At 71.2% G+C, this 20,775-nt stretch carries 18 protein-coding genes; 6 read left to right on the forward strand and 12 right to left on the reverse strand.

From position 1 onward, the window contains the following. Nucleotides 1-35 precede the first annotated feature (35 nt). From IF129_RS23790 to IF129_RS23820, 7 genes are all read right to left on the reverse strand, one after another. Complete coding sequence (locus tag IF129_RS23790) at nt 36-1,070, reverse strand: acyl-CoA thioesterase family protein (protein ID WP_191211875.1); 1,035 nt, start codon at nt 1,068-1,070, stop codon at nt 36-38. After that, on the reverse strand, nt 1,070-1,921 hold the full coding sequence (locus IF129_RS23795; RefSeq protein WP_191211876.1) for an alpha/beta fold hydrolase: 852 nt from the start codon (nt 1,919-1,921) through the stop codon (nt 1,070-1,072). Before IF129_RS23795 ends, IF129_RS23790 begins: the two co-directional genes overlap by 1 nt. Further along, nucleotides 1,918-2,880, reverse strand: coding sequence for a beta-ketoacyl synthase N-terminal-like domain-containing protein (locus tag IF129_RS23800; RefSeq protein WP_191211877.1), 963 nt, complete (start codon nt 2,878-2,880; stop codon nt 1,918-1,920). The genes IF129_RS23795 and IF129_RS23800 overlap by 4 nt, the downstream gene beginning before the upstream one ends. Then, the gene (locus IF129_RS23805) at nt 2,877-4,022 is read right to left on the reverse strand and encodes a beta-ketoacyl synthase N-terminal-like domain-containing protein (RefSeq protein ID WP_191211878.1); all 1,146 of its coding nucleotides are present in this window, start codon (nt 4,020-4,022) and stop codon (nt 2,877-2,879) included. Before IF129_RS23805 ends, IF129_RS23800 begins: the two co-directional genes overlap by 4 nt. Before the next feature lie 31 nt (nt 4,023-4,053). Continuing rightward, nucleotides 4,054-5,283 (reverse strand): beta-ketoacyl-[acyl-carrier-protein] synthase family protein, encoded by a 1,230-nt coding sequence (locus tag IF129_RS23810; protein ID WP_191211879.1) that lies wholly within the window; start codon nt 5,281-5,283, stop codon nt 4,054-4,056. Between the two features lie 21 nt (nt 5,284-5,304). Beyond that, complete coding sequence (locus IF129_RS23815; protein WP_191211880.1) at nt 5,305-5,556, reverse strand: acyl carrier protein; 252 nt, start codon at nt 5,554-5,556, stop codon at nt 5,305-5,307. Nucleotides 5,557-6,007: 451 nt separating this feature from the next. Further along, complete coding sequence (locus IF129_RS23820) at nt 6,008-6,412, reverse strand: helix-turn-helix domain-containing protein (RefSeq protein ID WP_191211881.1); 405 nt, start codon at nt 6,410-6,412, stop codon at nt 6,008-6,010. A gap of 962 nt (nt 6,413-7,374) precedes the next feature. On the opposite strand from IF129_RS23820, the gene IF129_RS23825 reads away from it, so the two are divergent. Then, nucleotides 7,375-8,973, forward strand: a complete 1,599-nt coding sequence (locus IF129_RS23825) for an MFS transporter (protein WP_318153915.1) — start codon at nt 7,375-7,377, stop codon at nt 8,971-8,973. 87 nt (nt 8,974-9,060) lie between these two features. Here the strand turns inward: IF129_RS23825 and IF129_RS23830 are convergent, their stop codons facing one another. Next, nucleotides 9,061-10,494: a gamma-aminobutyraldehyde dehydrogenase gene (locus tag IF129_RS23830; protein ID WP_191211883.1), complete on the reverse strand. Its 1,434-nt coding sequence runs from the start codon at nt 10,492-10,494 to the stop codon at nt 9,061-9,063. A gap of 165 nt (nt 10,495-10,659) precedes the next feature. Between IF129_RS23830 and IF129_RS23835 the strand changes: the two genes are divergently transcribed. The 4 genes from IF129_RS23835 to IF129_RS23850 all read left to right on the forward strand — a co-directional run bounded on the left by IF129_RS23835 (nt 10,660) and on the right by IF129_RS23850 (nt 14,690). Further along, nucleotides 10,660-11,154 carry an Lrp/AsnC family transcriptional regulator gene (locus IF129_RS23835; protein WP_191211884.1) on the forward strand — a complete coding sequence of 165 codons (495 nt, stop codon included), beginning with the start codon at nt 10,660-10,662 and terminating at the stop codon, nt 11,152-11,154. Further along, nucleotides 11,139-12,518: an aspartate aminotransferase family protein gene (locus IF129_RS23840; protein WP_191211962.1), complete on the forward strand. Its 1,380-nt coding sequence runs from the start codon at nt 11,139-11,141 to the stop codon at nt 12,516-12,518. The genes IF129_RS23835 and IF129_RS23840 overlap by 16 nt, the downstream gene beginning before the upstream one ends. A gap of 163 nt (nt 12,519-12,681) precedes the next feature. Continuing rightward, complete coding sequence (locus tag IF129_RS23845; protein ID WP_191211885.1) at nt 12,682-13,545, forward strand: ABC transporter ATP-binding protein; 864 nt, start codon at nt 12,682-12,684, stop codon at nt 13,543-13,545. Then, nucleotides 13,527-14,690: a hypothetical protein gene (locus tag IF129_RS23850; RefSeq protein WP_191211886.1), complete on the forward strand. Its 1,164-nt coding sequence runs from the start codon at nt 13,527-13,529 to the stop codon at nt 14,688-14,690. The genes IF129_RS23845 and IF129_RS23850 overlap by 19 nt, the downstream gene beginning before the upstream one ends. A gap of 15 nt (nt 14,691-14,705) precedes the next feature. Here the strand turns inward: IF129_RS23850 and IF129_RS23855 are convergent, their stop codons facing one another. From IF129_RS23855 to rlmN, 4 genes are all read right to left on the reverse strand, one after another. After that, on the reverse strand, nt 14,706-15,743 hold the full coding sequence (locus IF129_RS23855) for an ABC transporter ATP-binding protein (protein ID WP_191211887.1): 1,038 nt from the start codon (nt 15,741-15,743) through the stop codon (nt 14,706-14,708). Nucleotide 15,744: 1 nt separating this feature from the next. Continuing rightward, nucleotides 15,745-17,358, reverse strand: coding sequence for an ABC transporter permease (locus IF129_RS23860; RefSeq protein WP_191211888.1), 1,614 nt, complete (start codon nt 17,356-17,358; stop codon nt 15,745-15,747). A gap of 77 nt (nt 17,359-17,435) precedes the next feature. Then, entirely contained in the window at nt 17,436-18,521 is a 1,086-nt protein-coding gene (locus IF129_RS23865) for a thiamine ABC transporter substrate-binding protein (protein WP_191211889.1), read from the reverse strand. Between the two features lie 240 nt (nt 18,522-18,761). Then, nucleotides 18,762-19,868: a 23S rRNA (adenine(2503)-C(2))-methyltransferase RlmN gene (gene rlmN, locus IF129_RS23870; protein WP_191211890.1), complete on the reverse strand. Its 1,107-nt coding sequence runs from the start codon at nt 19,866-19,868 to the stop codon at nt 18,762-18,764. Nucleotides 19,869-20,081: 213 nt separating this feature from the next. On the opposite strand from rlmN, the gene IF129_RS23875 reads away from it, so the two are divergent. Then, nucleotides 20,082-20,765 carry a PDDEXK family nuclease gene (locus IF129_RS23875; protein ID WP_191211891.1) on the forward strand — a complete coding sequence of 228 codons (684 nt, stop codon included), beginning with the start codon at nt 20,082-20,084 and terminating at the stop codon, nt 20,763-20,765. The last annotated feature ends 10 nt before the right edge of the window (nt 20,766-20,775 follow it).

Consider the following 20,775-nt stretch of genomic DNA (forward strand, 5'->3'; position numbering starts at 1 on the left):
CCAGGTGCCGTTCGACGTCCGCGGAACTCCCTCGCTCAGCTCTGGGCCGGTCCGCCCTTGAAGGCGTTCACCACGCGCTCGTCGAAGTTGACCAGCGACCAGTCCTTGCGGTTCTCGATCACCGCGTAGCCGTGGGTGATCCGGCCCGTCTCCGTCTGCACCAGCCGACCGTCGCGGACGACGTAGCAGTCCATGCGGGAGGTGTAGGTGAAGTCCTTGAACACCTCTTCCACCGTGTAGACGGTGTAGAGGTCCTCCTCCATCAGGGCCTCGTCGAGGATCTGCACCCGCGAGTGCGGCACGACGGGGATCCACCGCCGGTCGTCGAGGAGCGTCTTGATGGAGATGCCGCGGTCGGCGAGGAAGAGGTCGACGACCTCCTCCATCTGCCGCAGGTAGCCCGACATCTGCAGGCGCTCCGTGAAGTGGCAGTAGGGGTAGGGGATGCGCCACTTCCAGCCGAACGCGTTCTCGCCCTGCGTGAGCTGGGCCAGGACCGGGTCGTCGGAGGCGGTGGTACCGCGGCCCTGGGCCAGGGAGGTGTTGTCCGCCGGGGTGACGGCGACGCTGGGGGCCTCGGCGGCCTCCAGGTGGGCGCCGAGCCGGGGCACGACGAAGCGGCTCAGGAGCGCGGGCGGCTCGTCGGCGCTCTGGAGGTAGCCGTCGGGGCGCAGGGACACCTTGACCTTGGAGGTGACGGCCTTCACCGGCTCCCCGTCGCGCTCGACGGTCACCGTCACGCGGAAGCCGATGACGCGGTCGTCCTCCTTGGTGTGGGGCACGACCTCCGCCTGGGCGGTGTCGTCCATGTGGAAGGCGTGCAGGATGCGCGTGTCGAGGTCGACGATGTCCAGCCCGAGCCCGAACTCCTCGTACAGCCCGCGCGCCGGGAGGCCGGCCGTGCGGAAGTGGTCGAGGACGGCCTCCTCCACCATGTAGTTGACGTGCTTGAAGCCGATCCAGGTGCAGATGTTGGAGCCCTCGTAGCGAGGACGGACGGTCACCGTGGACGTCGTCTCCAGCAGGGCCTTCAGGCCCGTGGTCAAGGCGGTGTCGGTCAGTGCGGTCATCAGTTGTACTCCAGAGCTGACAGGTGTCCCGGCCGTGCCGGGACACTGACGTCGTGTATGAGTGCGTTGGTCAGGTCGGCGAAGACCCCGGGGCGCTCCACCATCGAGAAGTGGCCGGTGCCGTCCAGGACGTGCACCGAGGCGTCGAGCAGGGCCTCGCCCAGCGCGTGCGCGTCCCGGGGGAAGGCCGCGAAGTCGTCGGCCCCCGCGATGATCCGGACGGGCAGGCGCATGGCGTCCGTGCGCAGGGTGGGCGTCTTCAGGTAGGTGTCGAAGAAGCGCATCCAGCCGTGGCAGCCGACGCGGTCCCGGACCTTCAGCGCCATGAGGTGCCGGACCTCCTCGGAGAGCCGGCCCCCCGAGCGGACGCGTACGCCGTCCTCGAGGATCTTGTCGAAGTGGTTGAGGTAGTAGGAGATCGTGTCCCAGGCGAAGTCCTCGGCCGACGCCCGGTAGAAGGGCGAGGCGAGCACGACCCCGCGCGGCGGGGCGACGTCCGCGTCCGGGGTGGCGCACCGGGCGTCGAGCCAGCCGAGGAGGGCGCCGGCCCCGAAGGAGTGCGCGACGACGACGTCGGGGCCGCCGGGCACCGCGCGGATCGCCCGGTCCGCCCAGGTGGACGGCGCGGGCTCCCACCAGCCGTCCACTCCGGCGCCGCGCCAGGGCAGGTCCGCCGTCCACACCTCGCACACCGGGTCCAGCAGCGGGAGGAGCGCCTCCCAGCAGCTGGAGCTGCTCGCCAGGCCGTGGAGCAGCAGGACGCGCGGTGCGTCCGGCGTTCCGGCGGCGGCGACCCGGGCCCGTCGCACGACGACGGGCGCGTCCTCGGGGACCGGCGGACCCGCGCTCACGCGGCGTCCCTCACCGCTCGCAGCACCAGGCCGGCCACCGCGTCGGAGCCGTCGTCGCCGTTGGTGAGCAGGGCGACGCCCAGGTCGTTCCCGGCGAAGCCGCCCACCGCGGCGGCGCACTGGGCGACGCCCAGGGCACCGGAGGCGTGGCCGATGTTCCGGCTCAGGTCGTGCCGGGCGAGGCCGCGCGTCGCGGGGACGGGCAGCTCGGCGTCGAAGCCCTGCGGGGTGAACCAGACGTCGGCACCGGTGTCGTCGGGCAGCAGCGCCGCGACACACTCGGCCACCGAGCCGCCGCGCGTGTACGCGCCGAGTTCGGCCAGCGGGACGACGCCTCGCTCGCGGGCGTCCACCGCGCGCTCCAGGACGACGGCGACGGCACCGTCCAGCACGTCCGGGCCCGCGTGGCCGGTCAGGGCGTCGGTCACCTCGTTGCGCGTCTCCACACCGATGACGACCGTGCGCGCCGCCCGACCGGACGCGATGAGGCTCGCGCCCCACCGCAGCGCGTCGAGGCCGCTCGTGACGCCGTTGCACAGCATGAGGTTCGGCCCGCGCAGGGCGAACCTGATGGCGACGGACGACGCCACCACGTTGCTGGACGCGTTGGGCAGGCCCATCGGGCTGATTCCGTCCACCGACTGCTCGGCGATCTCGGCGGCCGTCCGGCAGACGGTGTCGAGGTTGCCGAGGTTGGAACTGGCCACGACGGCCGTGGAGGCGCCGAGAGCGCAGGTCTCCGACTCCTCGGTGATCAGCCGGGCCTCCCGCAGGGCGTCCCGCGCGGCGGCGAGGGCCAGCTGGGTGGCCCGGTCCTTGTAGCGCAGGCCCTTGCGGCCGATGCGCTCCGCCGGGGAAACGGCGTCCGCGCCGGGTGCGGCGCGGAGCAGGTCCGCAGCCCGCGTCACCCCGGGCAGGGCCAGGCCGATGCCGGTCACGTGCACGCTGGGGGCGCTCATGCGTCCGTCCTCTCCACGATCGCGACCGTGTTGACGCCGCCGAAACCGAAGGCGTCCACCTGCGCCAGCGTCAGACCGGGCGCGTGCAGGGCCTCGTCGCGGACGAAGCGGAACCGGTCGGCCTCCGGCACGGGCTCCCGCAGGCCGACGGTGGCCGGCACGCGGCCGGTCGCCATGGCCCGCAGCGCGACGATCAGGCTGAGCAGCCCCGACCCTCCGGAGGTGTGCCCGGTCATCGACTTCAGAGCGGTCATCAGCGGAACGTCGGCGTCGCTCCCGAACGCGGCGGAGATCGCGGTCGCCTCCGTCTCGTCGTTGAGCAGCGTCCCGGTGCCGTGCAGCATGACCAGGTCGATGTCGACGGGCTTGACGCCCGCCTGGTCGTGTGCGGAGCGGACCGCCTCGGTGATGCCCGCGGCGTCCGGTGCGGTGACGTGGTGGGCGTCGCAGTTGACGCTGACGGCGCGCAGCCGGCCGAGCGAGGTGCCCGTCTCGTCGGCGGACTCCCGGCGCAGCACCACGGCCGCCGCGCCCTCACCCATCAGCACGCCCTTGCGGTCGCGGTCGAAGGGCTGCACCTGTCGCGGCGGCTCCATGTGCACGCGGTCCAGCAGCCCGTGCATGCTCTCGGTGAGCGTGTCCACCCCGGCGACGATCACGTGGTCGGCCTCGCCGGCGTGCAGCATGTCGGCGCCGAGCGCCAGCGCGTGCAGGGAGGCGGAGCAGGCGTTGGAGAACGTGTAGCTCTGGACGGTGCCGAAGCGTTCCCGCAGCGCGGTGCCGAAGTGCAGTCGGTCCACGCTGAAGTCGGCGCCGTCCCGCCAGCCCAGCTCGGCCGACCGCAGCTCGCGCAGACCGGTGCCCACCAGGACGGGCACGTCCCGCAGGTCCCGGTCGATACCGGCCTGCCGCGCGGCCTCCTCCACGACGCGCAGCAGCCACCGGGTCGCCCGGTACGGCTCGTCGGCGCCGGGTTCCGGCCGGTCGTCGATCTCGTAGGCGTGCCGGGCCCGGTACCGCTCGCGGTCGAACCCGCGCAGCTCGGCCAGTCCGCTGCGCCCCTCGCACAGGGCGTCGAAGACCTCGTCCACGCCGGAGCCGATGCTGGCCATCGCCCCGGCGCCGGTCACCAGGACGCTCATGACACTCCTCCCGGGAGTGCGCGGCGCACGTTCACTGCTGCCCCTCGTACTTGCCGTAGATGACGACGGAGTTGTTGCCCCCGAAGGCGAGCCCGTTGTTCTGCACGACGCGCAGGTCCGCCTCGACCGCCTGGTTGGGCACGCAGTCGACCGCGCACTCGGGGTCCGTCTCGACGTGGTTGATCGTCGGGGGGATGAACCCCTCGGTGATCGCCAGCGCACAGGCGATGGAGGCCAGCGCGCTGGCGGCCCCCATGCTGTGGCCGATCATCGACTTGATCGAGACGGTGCGGGGCGGCTCGTCGCCGAAGACGCGGCGGATGGCGGCGGCCTCCGTCACGTCGTTCGCCTTCGTACCGGTTCCGTGGGCGGAGATGAAGTCCACCTCGGACGGCTTGACCTCGGCGTCGTCCAGTGCGAGCTGCATGCACCGCGCGACGCTGTCCTGGTTGGGCGCGACGGGGTGGTACGCGTCGCAGTTCAGCCCGTAGCCGAGGACCTCCGCGTAGATCCGGGCACCCCGGGCCAGGGCGGACTCCAGGCTCTCCATGAGCAGCACGCCGGCGCCCTCACCGGTGAGGATGCCCTGGCGGTTGATGTCGAAGGGCTGGCACCGCTCGGGCGCGATCGTCCCGAGCCGGTAGAAGCCGGTGAACGTCTTGCGGCACAGCGCGTCGGCGCCGCCGCACAGGGCGTACTCCACGTCCCCGCTGCGGATCGCGTCGTACCCGTAGCCGATGGCGTAGTTGCCCGCGGCGCACGCCGTGGGCAGCGTGACGGCCTCCACGTGCCGCAGGCCGAGTTCCTGGGCGACGGCCGCCGAGAGCCGTCCGGCGGGAACCCGGCGCGCGACCGTCGCGTCCATGGCCTCGGGGCCGTGACGGACCTCCGACTCGACGAGCTGGTCCAGATCCCTGGACTCGCCGTCCGTCGTACCGACGGACGTCAGGCAGCGCCGCAGTCGTAGGTCGTCACTGTCCAGCCCGGCGTCGGCGACCGCCATGCGTGCCGCCGAAACGGAGAACTGGCTGGCGCGCCCCAGGCTTTCGGGGTCGAGCCGGTGGATCCACGCGCTCGGGTCGAACGTCTCGATCTCGCAGCCGACGGCGTGGTCGAATCCCGTGGTGTCGAACGCTGTGATGGGTTTTGCCGCACTCCGCCCGGAGCGCAGCCCGGAAAGGAAATCAGCAGTGCCGATTCCTATACTGGAAACCGCTCCGAGCCCTGTGATGACGACCCTGCGGGCCGATGCGTCGAGCATGGTTCTCCCCGATTCCGTGACTTACCAGCCGGCGGCTTCGGAAACGACCTCGTAAACGCCCTTCAGGTTCACCATGCGACCCAGCTCGGACTGGTCGATGACCACGTTGAACGTCTTCTCCAGCGACGCGAGGATCTCGATCGCGCGGAGCGAGTCCGCGTTGTGGTCCTCCTTGAACAGGCTGGTTTCCGTCACCTCTTCGGGCTCCAGCTCAAGGATGTCGCAGACGATTTCGCTGATCTTTTCCTGGCGCTCGGCAACCACCGTGCTCATAGCCTGTTCCTCCGTAAATCCGAAGACCCTCTGACGGCGTCAACTCTAGGATCGATCGAGTCTCGATCCAAAGGTTTGTCCGCTAACTGCCAACGCCATGTGTTCGTAACTCCACGGACACCTATCAGCGAGAAAAGCTGCCAATCCGGCGGCGCTACCGGCGAGTAGGGGGCAGGTCGATGCCGGGCCCCGGACATTCCCTCCGACTCCGGTCACACCAGGGTCCGCCGGACACGACGAGAGGGGCCCGCCGTTTCCGGCGGGCCCCTCTCGCGGGTACCTCGGTCGTGGGCGCGGCCCACCGTCCGGTGGTGCTCCTCGGGCGCGGCTCCGGGCGGAGCCGCGACGCCCGGGCCCCTCGCAGAGCGCGGGGCGGTTCGGTCCGTCCAGCCGCAGGTCGTCGACCATGCGGCCCGACTCCCGCTTCACCCCCTCCTTCGGCGGCCCGACGTCAGGTCCGGCGCGCCGAGACCTCTCCCCAGCGTCCGTTTCCCGCCTTCAGCAGCCCCGCCCGAGCGGCCAGAGCTCCGGCCTGAAAACGTGACTTGGCGCCCAACTCGTTCATGAGCGCGGCCACATGACGGCGATAGGTGCGCACCGACATGCCGGCCTCCTTGGCCGCGGCGTCGTCGGTGAAGCCCCGGCCCAACAGGTCCAGGACCCTCAGGACGTTCCGCCGGCGGGCCGCGTCGGCGGTCGCGCTGAAATACGCGGGATCGGTGGCCTCGAGTCGGCCCGTGCTCTCCAGCAACTGCTGAAGGGTGACCGCGACCGTGGTGTCGTGGACGACGATTCCCTTGGAATCGTCACGGCTTTCCGCGTCACCGTTCAGGATGACGACCATCTCCCGGTCCACTATGGCCAGGCTCCGCTGCACAGGGCCTTCGACGACGACCTGCGGTCGCGCCCCCCTGAGATAGCGGAGAAACCCCTCACTCCCGAAGGGCGCGGGTGGGCAGACTAAAGTGACGTGCACTCCGTGGTCGACGAGTTGGGACACCGTCCTGGCCACGATCCGCAGACGTTCTTCGACGCCTCCACCGCCGCCCCCCGGAGGGGAATCCGCCAGGCACCAGGTCACCGTGTGTTCTGCCGTCAGAACGATCCGGGTCATCCAGCGGATCGAGGAGTCGGGGCCGGCGGGCGCCGTCGTCCCGATCGCCCTGGCCGCGCCCAGCCTCGCTTCGCCGGCTCCACCGGGAGCCGGGCCCTCGTCGGGAAACATCTGTCTGAGTTGCCCATCAGAGGAAAGATCTCCGACGGGCCGCACATGAGCATGCAACAAAATTCAAGCCCCCGTTGCTCGGCCGCAAAGTTTCAGCGGTTTGCCGCAATCCTTCCACTCGCGTGTCGCCAAGGATCCAAGACTGCCGAAACCAGAAACTACTCGGAAGTAATTTCCGATGGGCGCCGATGACTCCCCATCCGGCGCCCGATGCTACCTTTTCCCAGGCGAAAGACTACCACGCGCCGACCGGCCCGAGTTGGTTGCCAATTGAATGAACTGAGACCCCCAGACCGGCGAACGGCGCCACACCACCGGAATGACGCGACGCTTTCCGATGGAAGAACAGCAGACTCCACCCGTGAAGTGAAGACACCGGAGAGCGACGTTCGGTCTCCCCAATGGCAAGTACTTGCCAAGACCCCCGAGAACGCTTGTTCCGGCAGCGCGCCCATCAGCAAAATTACCGACGAGTTCAGAAACGCCCCACCGGCTGGCACCGCCGACGTGTCAGCTTCCGGCCACCCGCGACAGCCCGTGGCGCGCCGACCTCCCCGGCCGGCCAGGGCCGCCGTCCCCGAGGAGTCAGAGTCGTGACCGCAGCCCAGCCCGCGTCGGGTCCACCGACCGGCACCTCCGAACCGTCCCCCACTCCGGCTCAATGGCTGGCCCTGTCCGTGCTGATCCTGGCCCAGTTGGCCGTCTGGCTGGACAACACCATCCTGAACGTCGCGCTGAAGACGCTCGCCGACCCCGAGGAGGGCCTGGGCGCGACACCGAGCGAACTGCAGTGGAGCATCAGCTCCTACACCCTCGTCTTCGCCGTGCTCCTCTTCACCGGGGGCGTCCTGGCCGACCGCTACGGCCAGCGCCGGATCCTCCTGATCGGCGTGGGCGTCTTCGGTGTCTGCTCGGCCTGGGCCGCCTGGTCCGACTCCCCCACCGAACTGATCGTCGCCCGGGGCGCGATGGGGATCGGCAGCGCCATGATCATGCCGGCCACCCTCTCCCTCATCTCGCAGGTCTTCGGTGCGGCGCACCGGGCGAAGGCGATCGCCATCTGGTCCGGGTGCAGCGGGCTGGCCATCGCCGCGGGCCCGCTGATCAGCGGTGCCCTGCTGGAGCACTTCTGGTGGGGTTCCGTCTTCCTGGTCAACGTGCCGCTGGTCCTCCTCGTGGTGGCCGGTGCCCTGGTCTACCTGCCGGCGGCGAGCGCGCGCGACCGGCGCAGGTTCGACCCGCTCGGCGTGCTCCTGTCGACCCTCGGCGTCTTCGCCGTCGTCTACGGGATCATCGAGGGAGGCCACCGCAACGCGTGGCTGGAGTGGAACGTCCTCGGGTTCATCGTGGGCGGCCTCGCGCTGCTGTGCGTCTTCGCGTTCGTCGAACTCCGCACCGCCAACCCCAGTTTCGACATCAGACTCTTCCGCAACCGCCAGTTCTCCGGCGCGAGCGTGGCCATCATGCTGACCTTCTTCGGCCTGACCGGATCGCAGTACTACGCGACCTTCTACCTGCAGGGGCCGCGCGCGCAGACCCCGTTCGAGGCCGGCATGACGCTGGCCCCCGTCGCTCTGGGCGTCCTGGTCGGCGCCCCCCTGGCGGCGGCCCTGGTCAAGCGATGGGGCGCCCAACGCGTCGTCACCGCCTGCATGCTGACGGCGGCGGCCACGTTCTTCGGCTACGTCTTCTTCGACGCGAGCACTCCGCTGCCGTGGTTCTGGCTGCTGCTCGTCGTACAGGGGATCGGGCTCGGTGGCTGTGTCGCTCCCACCACCGAGATCATCATCGCGGCGCTGCCCGCCGACCGCACGGGGGTCGGCTCCGCGGTCAACAACTCGCTGCGCCAGATCGGCGGCGTGCTCGGGGTGGCGGTACTGGGAACCGTGCTGGTCAGCGTCTACCGCGACCAGATCACGCCGGACCTCGCCCAGCTGCCCCCGGCCGCGGCGGAATCGGCCGAGAACTCCGCCGAGGGCGCCCGCTTCGTGGCCGAGCAGCTGAACCTGCCCGGCCTCGTGGAGTCGGCGAACCAGAGCTTCCTGGAGGCCATGCACGTCACGACGGTGATCGGGGCGGCGATGGCGGCGATCGGAGCGGTGATCATCTGGTTCACCCTCGCCAAGCACCGGGCCCCCGGCCCGCAGGAGCCGGTCCGGACCGAGGAGGACGGGGTGGACGCCGCCGTGTGAGGCGGCGTCGGCACGGCAGTGCCGAACGGGGACGGGGCCCGGCGGCTCGGTGTGGGCCGCCGGGCCCCGTCCGTCATCCCGTGGCGCTCAGAGTGCCGTCATGACGTGCTTGACGCGGGTGTAGTCGTCGAAGCCGTAGGACGAGAGGTCCTTGCCGTAGCCGGACTTCTTGAAGCCGCCGTGCGGCATCTCCGCGACCAGCGGGATGTGCGTGTTGATCCACACGCAGCCGAAGTCGAGGGACTTCGACAACCGCATGGCACGGCCGTGGTCGGACGTCCACACCGACGAGGCGAGCGCGTACTCGACGCCGTTGGCCCACTCGACGGCCTGCTCGTCGTCCTGGAACCGCTGCACGGTGATGACCGGGCCGAACACCTCGTTCTGGACGATCTCGTCGTCCTGCCGCAGACCGGACACGACGGTCGGGGCGAAGAAGTAGCCCTGCTCACCGACGCGCTCACCGCCCGTCTCGACCTTGGCGTGGGCCGGAAGGCGCTCGATGAAGCCCTGCACCTTCTCCAGGTGGACCGCGTTGTTCAGCGGGCCGTAGAAGCAGTCCTCATCGCTCACGTCGCCCGTCCTGACCTCGGCGGCGGCCTTCGCGAGCGCGGAGACGAACTCGTCGTGCACGCTGTCGTGGACGAGGACGCGGGTGGCCGCCGTGCAGTCCTGACCGGCGTTGAAGAAGCCCGCGTCCCGGATGCCCTCGACGGCGGCGGGGACGTCCGCGTCACCGAAGACGACGACCGGGGCCTTGCCGCCCAGCTCCAGGTGCACCCGCTTGACGTCCTTGGAGGCGCTGGCGGCCACCTCGATGCCGGCCCGTACGGAACCGGTGATCGAGGCCATGGCCGGGGTCTTGTGCTCGACCATGAGCCGACCGGTGTCCCGGTCCCCGCAGACGACGTTGAAGACGCCCCTGGGCAGGACCGACCCCAGCACCTCGGCGAGGAAGACGGCCGAGGCGGGCGTGGTGTCGGACGGCTTCAGGACGACCGTGTTGCCCGCCGCGATGGCCGGGGCGAACTTCCACACGGCCATCATCATCGGGTAGTTCCACGGCGCGACCTGCGCGCAGACGCCGATGGGCTCGCGGCGGACGAAGGAGGTCATGCCCTCCATGTACTCGCCCGCCGACTTGCCCTCCAGCATCCGCGCCGCGCCCGCGAAGAAGCGGATCTGGTCGAGCATCATCGGCAGTTCCTCCTGCCGGGTCAGCTCCAGGGGCTTGCCGGTGTCCTCGCACTCGATCGCCAGCAGCTCGTCGGCCCGGGCCTCCAGGGCGTCGGCGATCTTCAGCAGCGCCAGCTGCCGGGTGCCCGGCGTGGCGTCGCGCCAGGCGGGGAAGGCCTTCTCGGCGGCGGCCATGGCGGCGTCCACGTCGGCGGCCGACGACAGCGCGGCCAGCGCGTACGTCTCGCCGGTCGTCGGGTCGACCACCTCGGTGGTCCGCCCGTCCGCGGCGTCCCGGAACTCCCCGTCGATGTAGTTGCGCAGCCGACGCAGCTCGGTGGTCACGTCAACACCCTCCTGCTCAGTTGTCCAATGGGTGAGACGTACACCCTAACCGCCCGGCCCGCGTTTTCAACAGGGCGACCAGCTCACTGAGTGCGGATTCCGTTGCATACGAAGTGATCCACAACGAAAAACATAGCCTTCCGCTTGCATCGCGGAGCAGACCTCGTGCAGAGTGAGGTCGTGGCTCGTGATGAGAAGAAACCGAACGGCACCGGGACGATCGACGCCGTCTCCCTGGCGATCATCGAACAGCTCCAGGAGGACGGGCGCCGCCCCTACGCCGCCATCGGCAAGGCCGTGGGCCTCTCCGAGGCGGCCGTGCGGCAGCGCGTGCAGAAGTTGCAGGACCAGGGCGTCATGCAGATCGTCGCCGTCACCGACCCGCTGACCGTGGGACTGCTGCGCCAGGCCATGGTCGGCATCAACGTCGACGGTGATCTCGAGCCCGTGGCCGAAGCCCTCGCGGAGCTGACGGAGGTCGACTACGTCGTCGTGACGGCGGGGTCGTTCGACCTCCTCGTCGAGATCGTCTGCGAGGACGACGAGCACCTGCTCGAAATGATCAACAAGCGCATCCGCACGCTGCCCGGTGTCCGTTCCACCGAGAGCTTCGTCTACCTCAAGCTGCGCAAGCAGACCTACACCTGGGGAACCCGATAACCGTGAGCAAGGACCTCTCCCGTACCGCGTACGACCACCTGTGGATGCACTTCACCCGCATGTCGTCGTACGAGAACGCCCCCGTCCCCACCATCGTGCGGGGCGAGGGCACCTACGTCTACGACGACCGGGGCAAGCGCTACCTCGACGGACTCGCCGGACTGTTCGTCGTCCAGGCGGGGCACGGCCGCACCGAGCTGGCGGAGGCCGCGGCGAAGCAGGCGCGGGAGCTGGCCTTCTTCCCCGTGTGGTCCTACGCCCACCCCAAGGCCGTCGAGCTGGCGGAGCGCCTGGCCCACCACGCCCCGGGCGACCTGAACAAGGTCTTCTTCACCACCGGGGGCGGCGAGGCCGTCGAGACGGCGTGGAAGCTGGCCAAGCAGTACCACAAGCTCACCGGGAACCACACGAAGTACAAGGTCATATCGCGGGCCGTCGCCTACCACGGCACCCCGCAGGGCGCCCTGTCCATCACCGGCCTCCCGGCGCTCAAGGCGCCCTTCGAGCCGCTGGTCCCCGGCGCCCACAAGGTGCCGAACACCAACATCTACCGCGCTCCGATCCACGGCGACGACCCCGAGGCGTTCGGCCGCTGGGCCGCCGACCAGATCGAGCAGCAGATCCTCTTCGAGGGCCCGGAGACGGTCGCCGCCGTCTTCCTGGAGCCGGTGCAGAACGCGGGCGGATGCTTCCCGCCCCCGCCCGGGTACTTCCAGCGGGTGCGCGAGATCTGCGACCGGTACGACGTGCTGCTCGTCTCCGACGAGGTCATCTGCGCCTTCGGTCGCCTCGGCACCGTCTTCGCGTGCGACAAGTTCGGCTACGTGCCGGACATCATCACCTGCGCCAAGGGCATGACCTCGGGCTACTCGCCCATCGGCGCGGCGATCATCTCCGACCGCCTGGCCGAACCGTTCTACCGGGGCGACAACACCTTCCTGCACGGCTACACCTTCGGCGGCCACCCGGTCTCGGCGGCCGTGGCGCTGGCCAACCTCGACATCTTCGAGCGCGAGGGCCTCCCCCAGCACGTGCTGGACAACGAGGGCGCCTTCCACGCCACCCTGAGCAAGCTGAACGACCTGCCGATCGTCGGTGACGTACGCGGCAACGGCTTCTTCTACGGCATCGAACTGGTGAAGGACAAGGCCACCAAGGAGACGTTCGACGAGGAGGAGACCGAGCGCGTCCTCTACGGATTCCTCTCCAAGGCGCTCTTCGACCACGGCCTCTACTGCCGTGCCGACGACCGCGGCGACCCGGTCGTGCAGCTCGCACCGCCGCTCATCGCGGACCAGGGCACCTTCGACGAGATCGAGCAGACCCTGCGCACCGTGCTCACCGAGGCGTGGACCAGGCTCTGACCCCCCGGGCCCCCGGCCGGGCGCGACGCCTCCCCCGCGTCGCGCCCGGCGGGGCCCTGCCCTACTCCCGACGAGCACCGGGCCTCACCCGCCCGGAGCAACCTGGACCGTGCCCCACGCCGGGCGCCCCCGACCGGCCGCCGTTCCTCCCTACCGTGCACGCATGGCGTCCCCCGACCTTCCCCCCTCCGGACCGCGTAGCGGCGAGGCCCTGCTCAGCGCACGCGGGCTGCGCTACTCCCACGACGGCTCCCCCGCGCTGCTCGACGTCTCCCTGCACGTCGCGGAGGGCGAGATCGTCACCGTGACCGGTCCGCGCGGCTCCGGCAAGACGACGCTGCTGCACTGCCTCAGCGGCCGTCTCCTCCCCACGGACGGAGAGGTGACGTTCGACGGTCTGGCCGTCCACACCCTCCCGCCGGCCGACCGGGAGCGACTGCGCCGCGACCGCTTCGGCTGGATCGGCCCCGAACCGACCCTGGTGCCCGAGCTGAGCGTGTGGGAGAACGCGGCGCTACCGCTCCTGCTCGCCGGCACGGGCCGCCGGACCGCCCGCCGTGCCGCCGATCGGTGGCTGGAACGCCTGGACGTCGCCGACCACGCCCGGGACCGGCCCGCCGGACTGCTCCAGTCACAGCGCCAGCGGGTGGCCGTCGCGCGGGCGCTCGTCCACGAACCGCAGGTGCTCTTCGCCGACGAACCCACCGCCCCCCTCCACACCGCGGACCGTGCCCAGGTGCTGCGGACGCTCACCACCGCCGCACGGTCGCACGGCATCACCCTCGTCCTCGCCAGCCTCGACGCCGCCGTACTCGGCCTGCGCGCCGACGGTTCGGGCCCCGGTGGCACGGCCGACGACGAGCGGGAGGGCGCGGCCCCCGGCGGGGACGCGCCCGTCTCGAAGGTCGCGGCCGGGGACGCCCTGGCCGACCGCACCGTGACCCTGCTCGACGGCCGGGTCGTCGCCCCCCGCCCGGCCACCGCCCCCAGCGCACAGGACCCGGAAGCGTGCTCCCTCTCCGTCTGATCCGCGGCGGCGCGCCGCTGACCCAGCTGCCCCGTCTGCTCGTCGTCGCCGCCGCCGGAAGCGTGGGCTTCCTGCTGCTGTGCGCCCTCAGCTACGCACTCAACCATCCGGGGGACGCCGGCGTGGCCGTGCCCCGGCTGCTGTGGTGCCTGGTACCGCTGGCCGCGACCGTCCAGCTCGCCGCCCTCGTCGCCCGCACCGCACCGGGCCCCCGGACCAGGGCCGCCCTCGACGCCGTCGGCCTCGGCGCCACCGGGCTGCCGCTGCTGGCGGCCCTCCAGACGGCGGTGTTCTGCCTGCTGGGCAGCGCCCTGGCGCTGCTGGTGTACCTGCATCTGCGCGGCGACGTCGTCGGGTTGCCCTTCGACGGCGCGGCAGCCGAACTCGTCGCGGCCGGACGCCCGCTGCCCGTCGTGGCCACGCTCACCCTGCTGCTGGTCGTCCCGCTCGTGGCGGCGGGGGCCACCGCGCTCAGCCTGCGGGCCACGGCCGCGCGGCGCGCCGCGCACCCGCAGCCGCCGGCCCTCGACCGGGCCGGGCCCCCGCTGCCGTTGCCGGTCGGCCTGTCCTACGGCACCGCCCTCATCGGTGTCGGGATCGCCCTGGAGACCTACGCCGCACGCGGCACGGGCGCACCCGTGCCCCTGCCCGGCGCCGGAACGGGCCCCGGACCCGGCGTCGTCACCGGGTGGCTGCTCACGGCACTCGGCCTGGTGCTGGCCGGCCCCGGGCTCACCCAGCTGGCGGGCCGGCTGCTCGCCGCCGCGCGGCCCGGGGCCATGCGGTTCCTGGCCGGGCGCATCCTCCAGGAGGAGGCGCCGCACATCGGGGCGCCGCTGGGCGTCCTGTGCGCCGCCGGGTGCGGGCTGATCGCCGCCTCGCACCTGTACGGCCCCGACCGCCCGCTGGGCCCGCTCACCGTCCTCGGCGGCCTCGTCGTCGTGGGCTGCGCGGTGGCCGGGGTCTGCACCGCCGTGGCCGGTTCCCGGGCGGCCCTCGCTCCGGCCCGGGCGGCCCTCGCCCAACTGGGCGCCACCCGGGAACTCCTGCGCGGGGCGGCGGCCCTGCGGGTGGCGGCGGTGCTCGCCGTCCTGACCCCCGTCACCTGGGGGGTGGCCCAGCTCGCCGCGCTGCCCCTGACCTGAACGGGCCGCACGGGGCTACGCGTGCGGAGGCAGCCGGACGAGCTCCTCGGCGTCGAAGGCCACCCGCACGGCGTCCCCCACGTCCGGGGCGCGCCGCAACGTGCAGGCGGCCTCCAGCCGGGGCGCGCCCTCGACGTCGAGCAGCACGGCGACATGGTCGCCCCGGAAGGTCCGGGAGACCACACGCGCGCGCAGGCCGTCCCCGCCGTCCAGGCGCACCCCCGTGGGCCGGACGAGCAGCGTGCAGGGTCCGGCCGGCGTGCCGTCCGGGACGGGGAGCTCCCCCCACGCGGTGCGCACGACGGCGGGCGTGCCCGCGCGGACCGTGCCCGGCACGAGGTTGTCGAAGCCCAGGAAGCGGGCGACGAAGGCGGACGCCGGTCGCTGCCACACCTCGGAAGGGGTACCGCTCTGCGCGATGCGGCCGTCCCTCATCACGGCGACCCGGTGGGCCAGCGCGAAGGCCTCCCCCTGGTCGTGGGTGACGGCGAGGACGGTCGTGCCGAGCCGCTCGAAGAGCTCCCGCAACTCCACGACGAGCCGCTCCCGCAGGCCCCGGTCGAGCTGGCCGAGCGGTTCGTCGAGCATGAGCAGCCGGGGCTCGGGGGCCAGGGCCCGCGCCAGCGCCACCCGCTGCTGCTCACCCCCGGAGAGGGACGCCACGGCCCGCCGCCCGGCCCCGGGCAGGCCGACCAGCTCCAGCAGCTCGGCCACCCGCGCGGCGGCCCGCGCCCGCGACGCGCCGCGCATGCGCAACCCGAAGGCCACGTTCCCCGCCACGTCCCGCTGCGGGAAGAGCTGGTGGTCCTGGAACATCAGCCCGAGATCGCGCCGGTGGGCCGGGACGCCGGCCTGGTCGCGCCCGGCCACCCGGACGCGTCCGGCGTCGACGGCCTGGAGCCCGGCGACGGCCCGCAGGAGGGTGGACTTGCCCCCGCCGCTCGGGCCGAGCACGCACACCGTCTCCCGTTCGGCGACGGACAGGTCGACCGCGTCGAGCACGGAACGCTCCCCGAAACGGACGGTGAGGGCCTCCACATCCAGTGACGCCATGTCAGAACTCCCCCGAGCTGTGGGTCCGGGCACGCTCCAGGGCCAGCAGCCCCGCCGCGCACACCAGCATGAGAATGGTGCTCAGCGCCATCGCCTGCCCGTAGTTCAGCTCCCCCGCACGGCCGAGGAGCCGGGCGACGGCGACGGGCAGGGTGGGCGTGCCGGCCCGGGCGATGAAGACCGTCGCCCCGAACTCGCCGAGGGAGACGGCGAAGGCGAACCCCGCCGCCACCGCGAGCGCACGCCGCACCAGCGGCAGGTCCACCTCGCGCCACGCGCGCAGCGGCGAGGCCCCGAGCACGGCGGCGGCCTCCCGCAGCCGCTCGTCCACGGCCCGCAGCACCGGCAGCATCGTCCGGATGACGAAGGGCACCCCGACCAGCGCCTGGGCGATCGGCACCAGCAGCCACGCCGACCTGAGGTCCAGCGGCGGCTCGTCGAGCGCGATGAGGAACCCGAAGCCGACCGTGACGGCGGACGTCCCCAGCGGCAGCATCAGCAGCGCGTCGAATCCCCGCACGAGCCGCCCCGCCCGGCGGGTGAGCGCCGCCGCCGCCAGCCCCCCGACGGTGACGGCGATGACCGTGGCCACGGCGGCGTAGGCGAGCGAGTTGCCGACGGCCTCGACGGCGGGCACGACGAAGGTGCTCCCGGTGCCCGGTTCGGCGGTCAGCTCCCGGTAGAACAGCAGCCCGTACCCCTCCGGGGTGGCCAGGGAGCGCTCGACGAGCACGGCCAGCGGGAGCAGGAGCAGCACGGCGATGACGGCGAGCTGCGACCACAGCAGCGCCCACTGGCCCGCGCCCCGGGGCCGCCGGGCGGTACGGGCGGCGTCGACCAGCCGCAGCGCGCTCTCCCTGCGACGCACCGTCCAGGCGTGCACGCCCAGCAGCACCCCCACGGCGGCGAACTGCAGGCAGCTGAGCACCGCCGCCGTCGGCAGGTCCAGGAACTGGGCGGTCTGCCGGTAGATCTCCACCTCCAACGTGGCGTACCGGGAGCCCCCCAGGATCTGGACGACGCCGAAGGAGGTGAACGTGAAGAGGAAGACCATCAGGGCCGCCGCGAGGACGGCGGGCGCCAGCGCCGGCAGGGTGACCCGGAGCCAGGCCGCCGGCCGGGAGGCACCCAGCGTCCGGGCGGCCTCCTCCTGGCGCGGGTCCAGCTGGGCCCACAGCCCGCCGACCGTGCGGACCACGACGGCGTAGTTGAAGAACACGTGGGCGAGCAGGATGGCCCACAGACTCGTGTCGAGCCGCACGCCCCAGGCGTTCTCCAGCACGCCGCCCCGGCCCAGCAGCGCGAGGAACGCGGAGCCGACGACGACGGTCGGCAGGACGAACGGCACCGTGACGACGGCCCGCAGCAGCCGCTTGCCAGGGAAGTCGAGGCGGGCGAACACATAGGCGCCGGGCAGCGCCAGGGCCAGGGTCAGCGCGGTGGAGGCCGCCGCCTGGCCGAGGGTGAACCCGAGGACGTCGAGCATCAGCGGGTCGGTCAGCACCTCGACGGCCCGGGTGAGGTCCCACCGGCCGTCCTCACGCAGTCCTCGCGCGACGATCGCGACGACCGGGTAGCCGAAGAAGAGCCCGAAGAAGGCCATCGGGACGGCCATCAGTCCGAGGCGTACCGTGAGCCCGCGCCGCCCGCCCCCCGCACGGGCGGCACGAGCCGTTCCGGTGCCCCCGCCGGTCAGCGCATCAGTGCGGACCACTGCTTGATCCACTGCTCCCGGTTGGCGTCGATCTCCTCCGGGGCGACGGTGTGCGGGTCCTCGATCTCGGCGCCGTACTCGGTGAAGATCCGCGGCAGCACGGCGTCCTGCCGGGCGGGGCGGACGAACATGTTCAGCGGGATGTCCTCCTGGAAGGAGGTGCCGAGCATGAAGTCGATGAGCGCCTTGCCCCCCTCGGGGTTGCCCGCGCCGTCCAGCAGCCCGGCGAACTCGGTCTGGCGGAAGCAGGTGCCGGGGGCGACGCCCGTCGGCGCCTCCTCCGGGTCCTTGTCCGTGCCGTAGTGGACCTCGGCCACGGGGCTCGCGGCGTAGGAGACGACCAGCGGGCGGTCACCGTCCCGGCCGCCGGCGGAGCCGCTGAACATGTCGTTGTAGGACTGCTCCCAGCCCTCCGCCTGCACGGCGCCGTTGGCCTTGAGGTCCTTCCAGTAGTCCTGCCAGCCCTCTTCGCCGTAGGCGCCGACGGTGGCGAGGAGGAAGGCCAGGCCCGGTGAGGAGGTGGCGGGGTTCTGCACGACCAGCATGTCCCGGTACTCGGGCCGGGTGAGGTCCTCCAGCGTCCGGGGCGGCTCGACGTCCTCGGCCTCGAAGTGGGCGCGGTCGTAGTTGACGCAGACGTCGCCGGTGTCCACGGGGGTCACCCGGTGCTTCTCGGCGTCCAGCCGGAGGTCCTCGGGGACCTCGGCCAGGCCCTCGGCCTTGTACGGGGTGAAGACCCCGCCCTCGAGCGCCTTGGAGAGCATGGTGTTGTCGACGCCGAAGAGGACGTCACCCTCCGGGTTCCCGGCGGTGAGGACCGCCTTGTTGACCATGACGCCGGCGTCCCCGCTCTGGACCACCTCGACGCGGTAGCCGGTCTCCTGCGTGAACTGCTTCAGCACGTCCTCGGAGACGACGAAGGACTGGTGCGTGACGAGGGTGACCGTCTGGTCCTTCCCCTCGTCCGACGCCCCGGAGTCACCGGACCCGCCGCACCCCGCCAGGAGCGCGGTGCCCAACGTGGCGGCGAGGGTTCCCTTGAACACGGTCGTGGTGCGCTTCATCGTGCTGCCTTCGGATACGGGCGCATGCGGGCAGCACGAGAGGTTCCGAACTTCCTACCCAGCATGACCTGGGCAAGGTTCGAGGGTCTGCGGTACCTGCCCTGACGGGCGCCTACCGCACTCTCAGCGCTGCGCGCTCCCCTGTCGGATGGTGATTCGTATGTTCGGACGATACCAGCGCCCCCGCGGACCCCGACGGCCAGGTGGGCGAAGTCGGCCCCCGGCCGGAGCCGGGCACCCTCAGCGCTCGCCCGCCGCCAGCTGCCCGCAGGCGCCGTCGATCTCCTGCCCCCGGGTGTCCCGCACCGTCACGGGCACACCGTGCCGTTTCAGCGCCCGGACGAACTCCCGCTCGTCCTCGGGACGGGAGGCCGTCCACTTCGAGCCCGGCGTGGGGTTGAGCGGGATGAGGTTGACGTGCACCCGCTTGTTCTTGAGCAGCCGACCCAGCAGGTCCGCCCGCCAGGCCTGGTCGTTGATGTCCCGGATCAGCGCGTACTCGATGGACACCCGGCGCCCGGAGACCTCCGCGTACTCCCACGCCGCGTCCAGCACCTCGCGGACCTTCCAGCGGGTGTTGACCGGCACGAGGGTGTCGCGCAGCTCGTCGTCCGGCGCGTGCAGCGAGACGGCGAGCCGGCACGTGAAGCCCTCGGCCGCGAACCGCCGCATGGCCGGCACCAGGCCGACCGTCGAGACCGTGATGCCGCGCTGCGACAGGCCCACACCGTCCGGCGCCGGATCCGTCAGCCGCCGGATCGCGCCCACCACCCGGTTGTAGTTGGCGAGCGGCTCCCCCATCCCCATGAAGACGATGTTGGACAGCCGGGCCGGGCCTCCGGGGACCTCCCCGTCCCGCAGGGCCCGCATGCCGTCGACGATCTGGTGCACGATCTCGGCCGTCGACAGGTTCCGGTCGAGGCCGGCCTGTCCGGTGGCGCAGAACGGGCAGTTCATGCCACACCCGGCCTGGGAGGAGATGCACATCGTGACGCGGTCCGGGTAGCGCATCAGCACCGACTCGACCAGCGTGCCGTCGTGCAGCCGCCACAGCGTCTTGCGCGTCGCCCCGTCGTCGCACGCGACATGTCGCACGACGCTCATCAGCTCCGGGAGCAGCGCGTCGGCCAGCTTCCCCCGCGCGGCGGCGGGGATGTCCGTCCACTGCTCCGGATCGTGCGCGTACCGGGCGAAGTAGTGCTGGGACAGCTGCCGGGCACGGAACGGCTTCTCACCGATGCCGGCCACCGCCTCCTTGCGTTCGGCGGGGTCGAGGTCGGCGAGGTGCCGCGGCGGCTTGGCAGCCCCCCGCGGCGCGACAAAGGTCAGTTCTCCAGGCGCAGGCATAACCTCACCAGTGTCGCAGATCATCTAGCGGACCCCAGGTCAGCCGAGTAGGACCCCCGTCACCCTCTGCCGTCACCTGTCAGCGTTGGCCACCCTCGCACGGCCCACAGACGGCCCAGACGTCCTCCACGAGATCAACGCAGCCCCTGCTCACGGCTACGTCGATCTTGTAACATCCATTCACTTGATCACCTAGGTGAAGGGCCAGCTTCCGTGCTGTTCGAGATTGCCGACTTCTTCCACGCGGACAGTTACTTCGACAATGAAGGCGCACAAGAATGGTCAGAAATTGCAGAGGTCCTAAGCAGCACCAATCTACAACTGCAGCCTAGCGGACAGGCAGGACTTTCCGGACAGGCCATATTCGACCCGAAAGCAACCAATCGAATCCTAACAGAAGGCGCCGCCGAATACGGATGGCGGAAGATTTCCGTACCCAACCCTCTACGAGCCTTCGGCACCGATTGGGACGCCGGGAAGAACGCAGTTCTCGCCGAGTGGCAGTTCTCGAACTACCCATTCCTCTGGAACAACATCATCAGGAGCCAAGTAGTCGCTAGAAACGAGTGGACATTGACTGGGATGAGGTCTCACCCCAGAGCGCTGATCGTTGTAACGAAGAGCGGATGCCTTCCAGCCTCACAAAGCACTCTTTACTTCGAACAAGGAAGGGCGCAAATGGATAGCGTTCTCAGCGCCCTGGACCTTGACATTGCTATTCGACTTGTCGGGCTAACGATTCCAAAATATGCCGACAGCGTCAAGGCCTCATGGAATACCTATTCCGCAAGGACTTCACGGAGCATTACGTCGGGAGTGGAAAGAGATTTCTTTGTCTCCTGGAAGGAACGCCGCAAAGTCGGTGGACATATTGCCCATATCGCGCCTTTTGCTTAACGGTGAGACA

It is taken from the genome of Streptomyces chumphonensis, assembly GCF_014779715.1.
Taxonomy (GTDB): domain Bacteria; phylum Actinomycetota; class Actinomycetes; order Streptomycetales; family Streptomycetaceae; genus Streptomyces; species Streptomyces chumphonensis.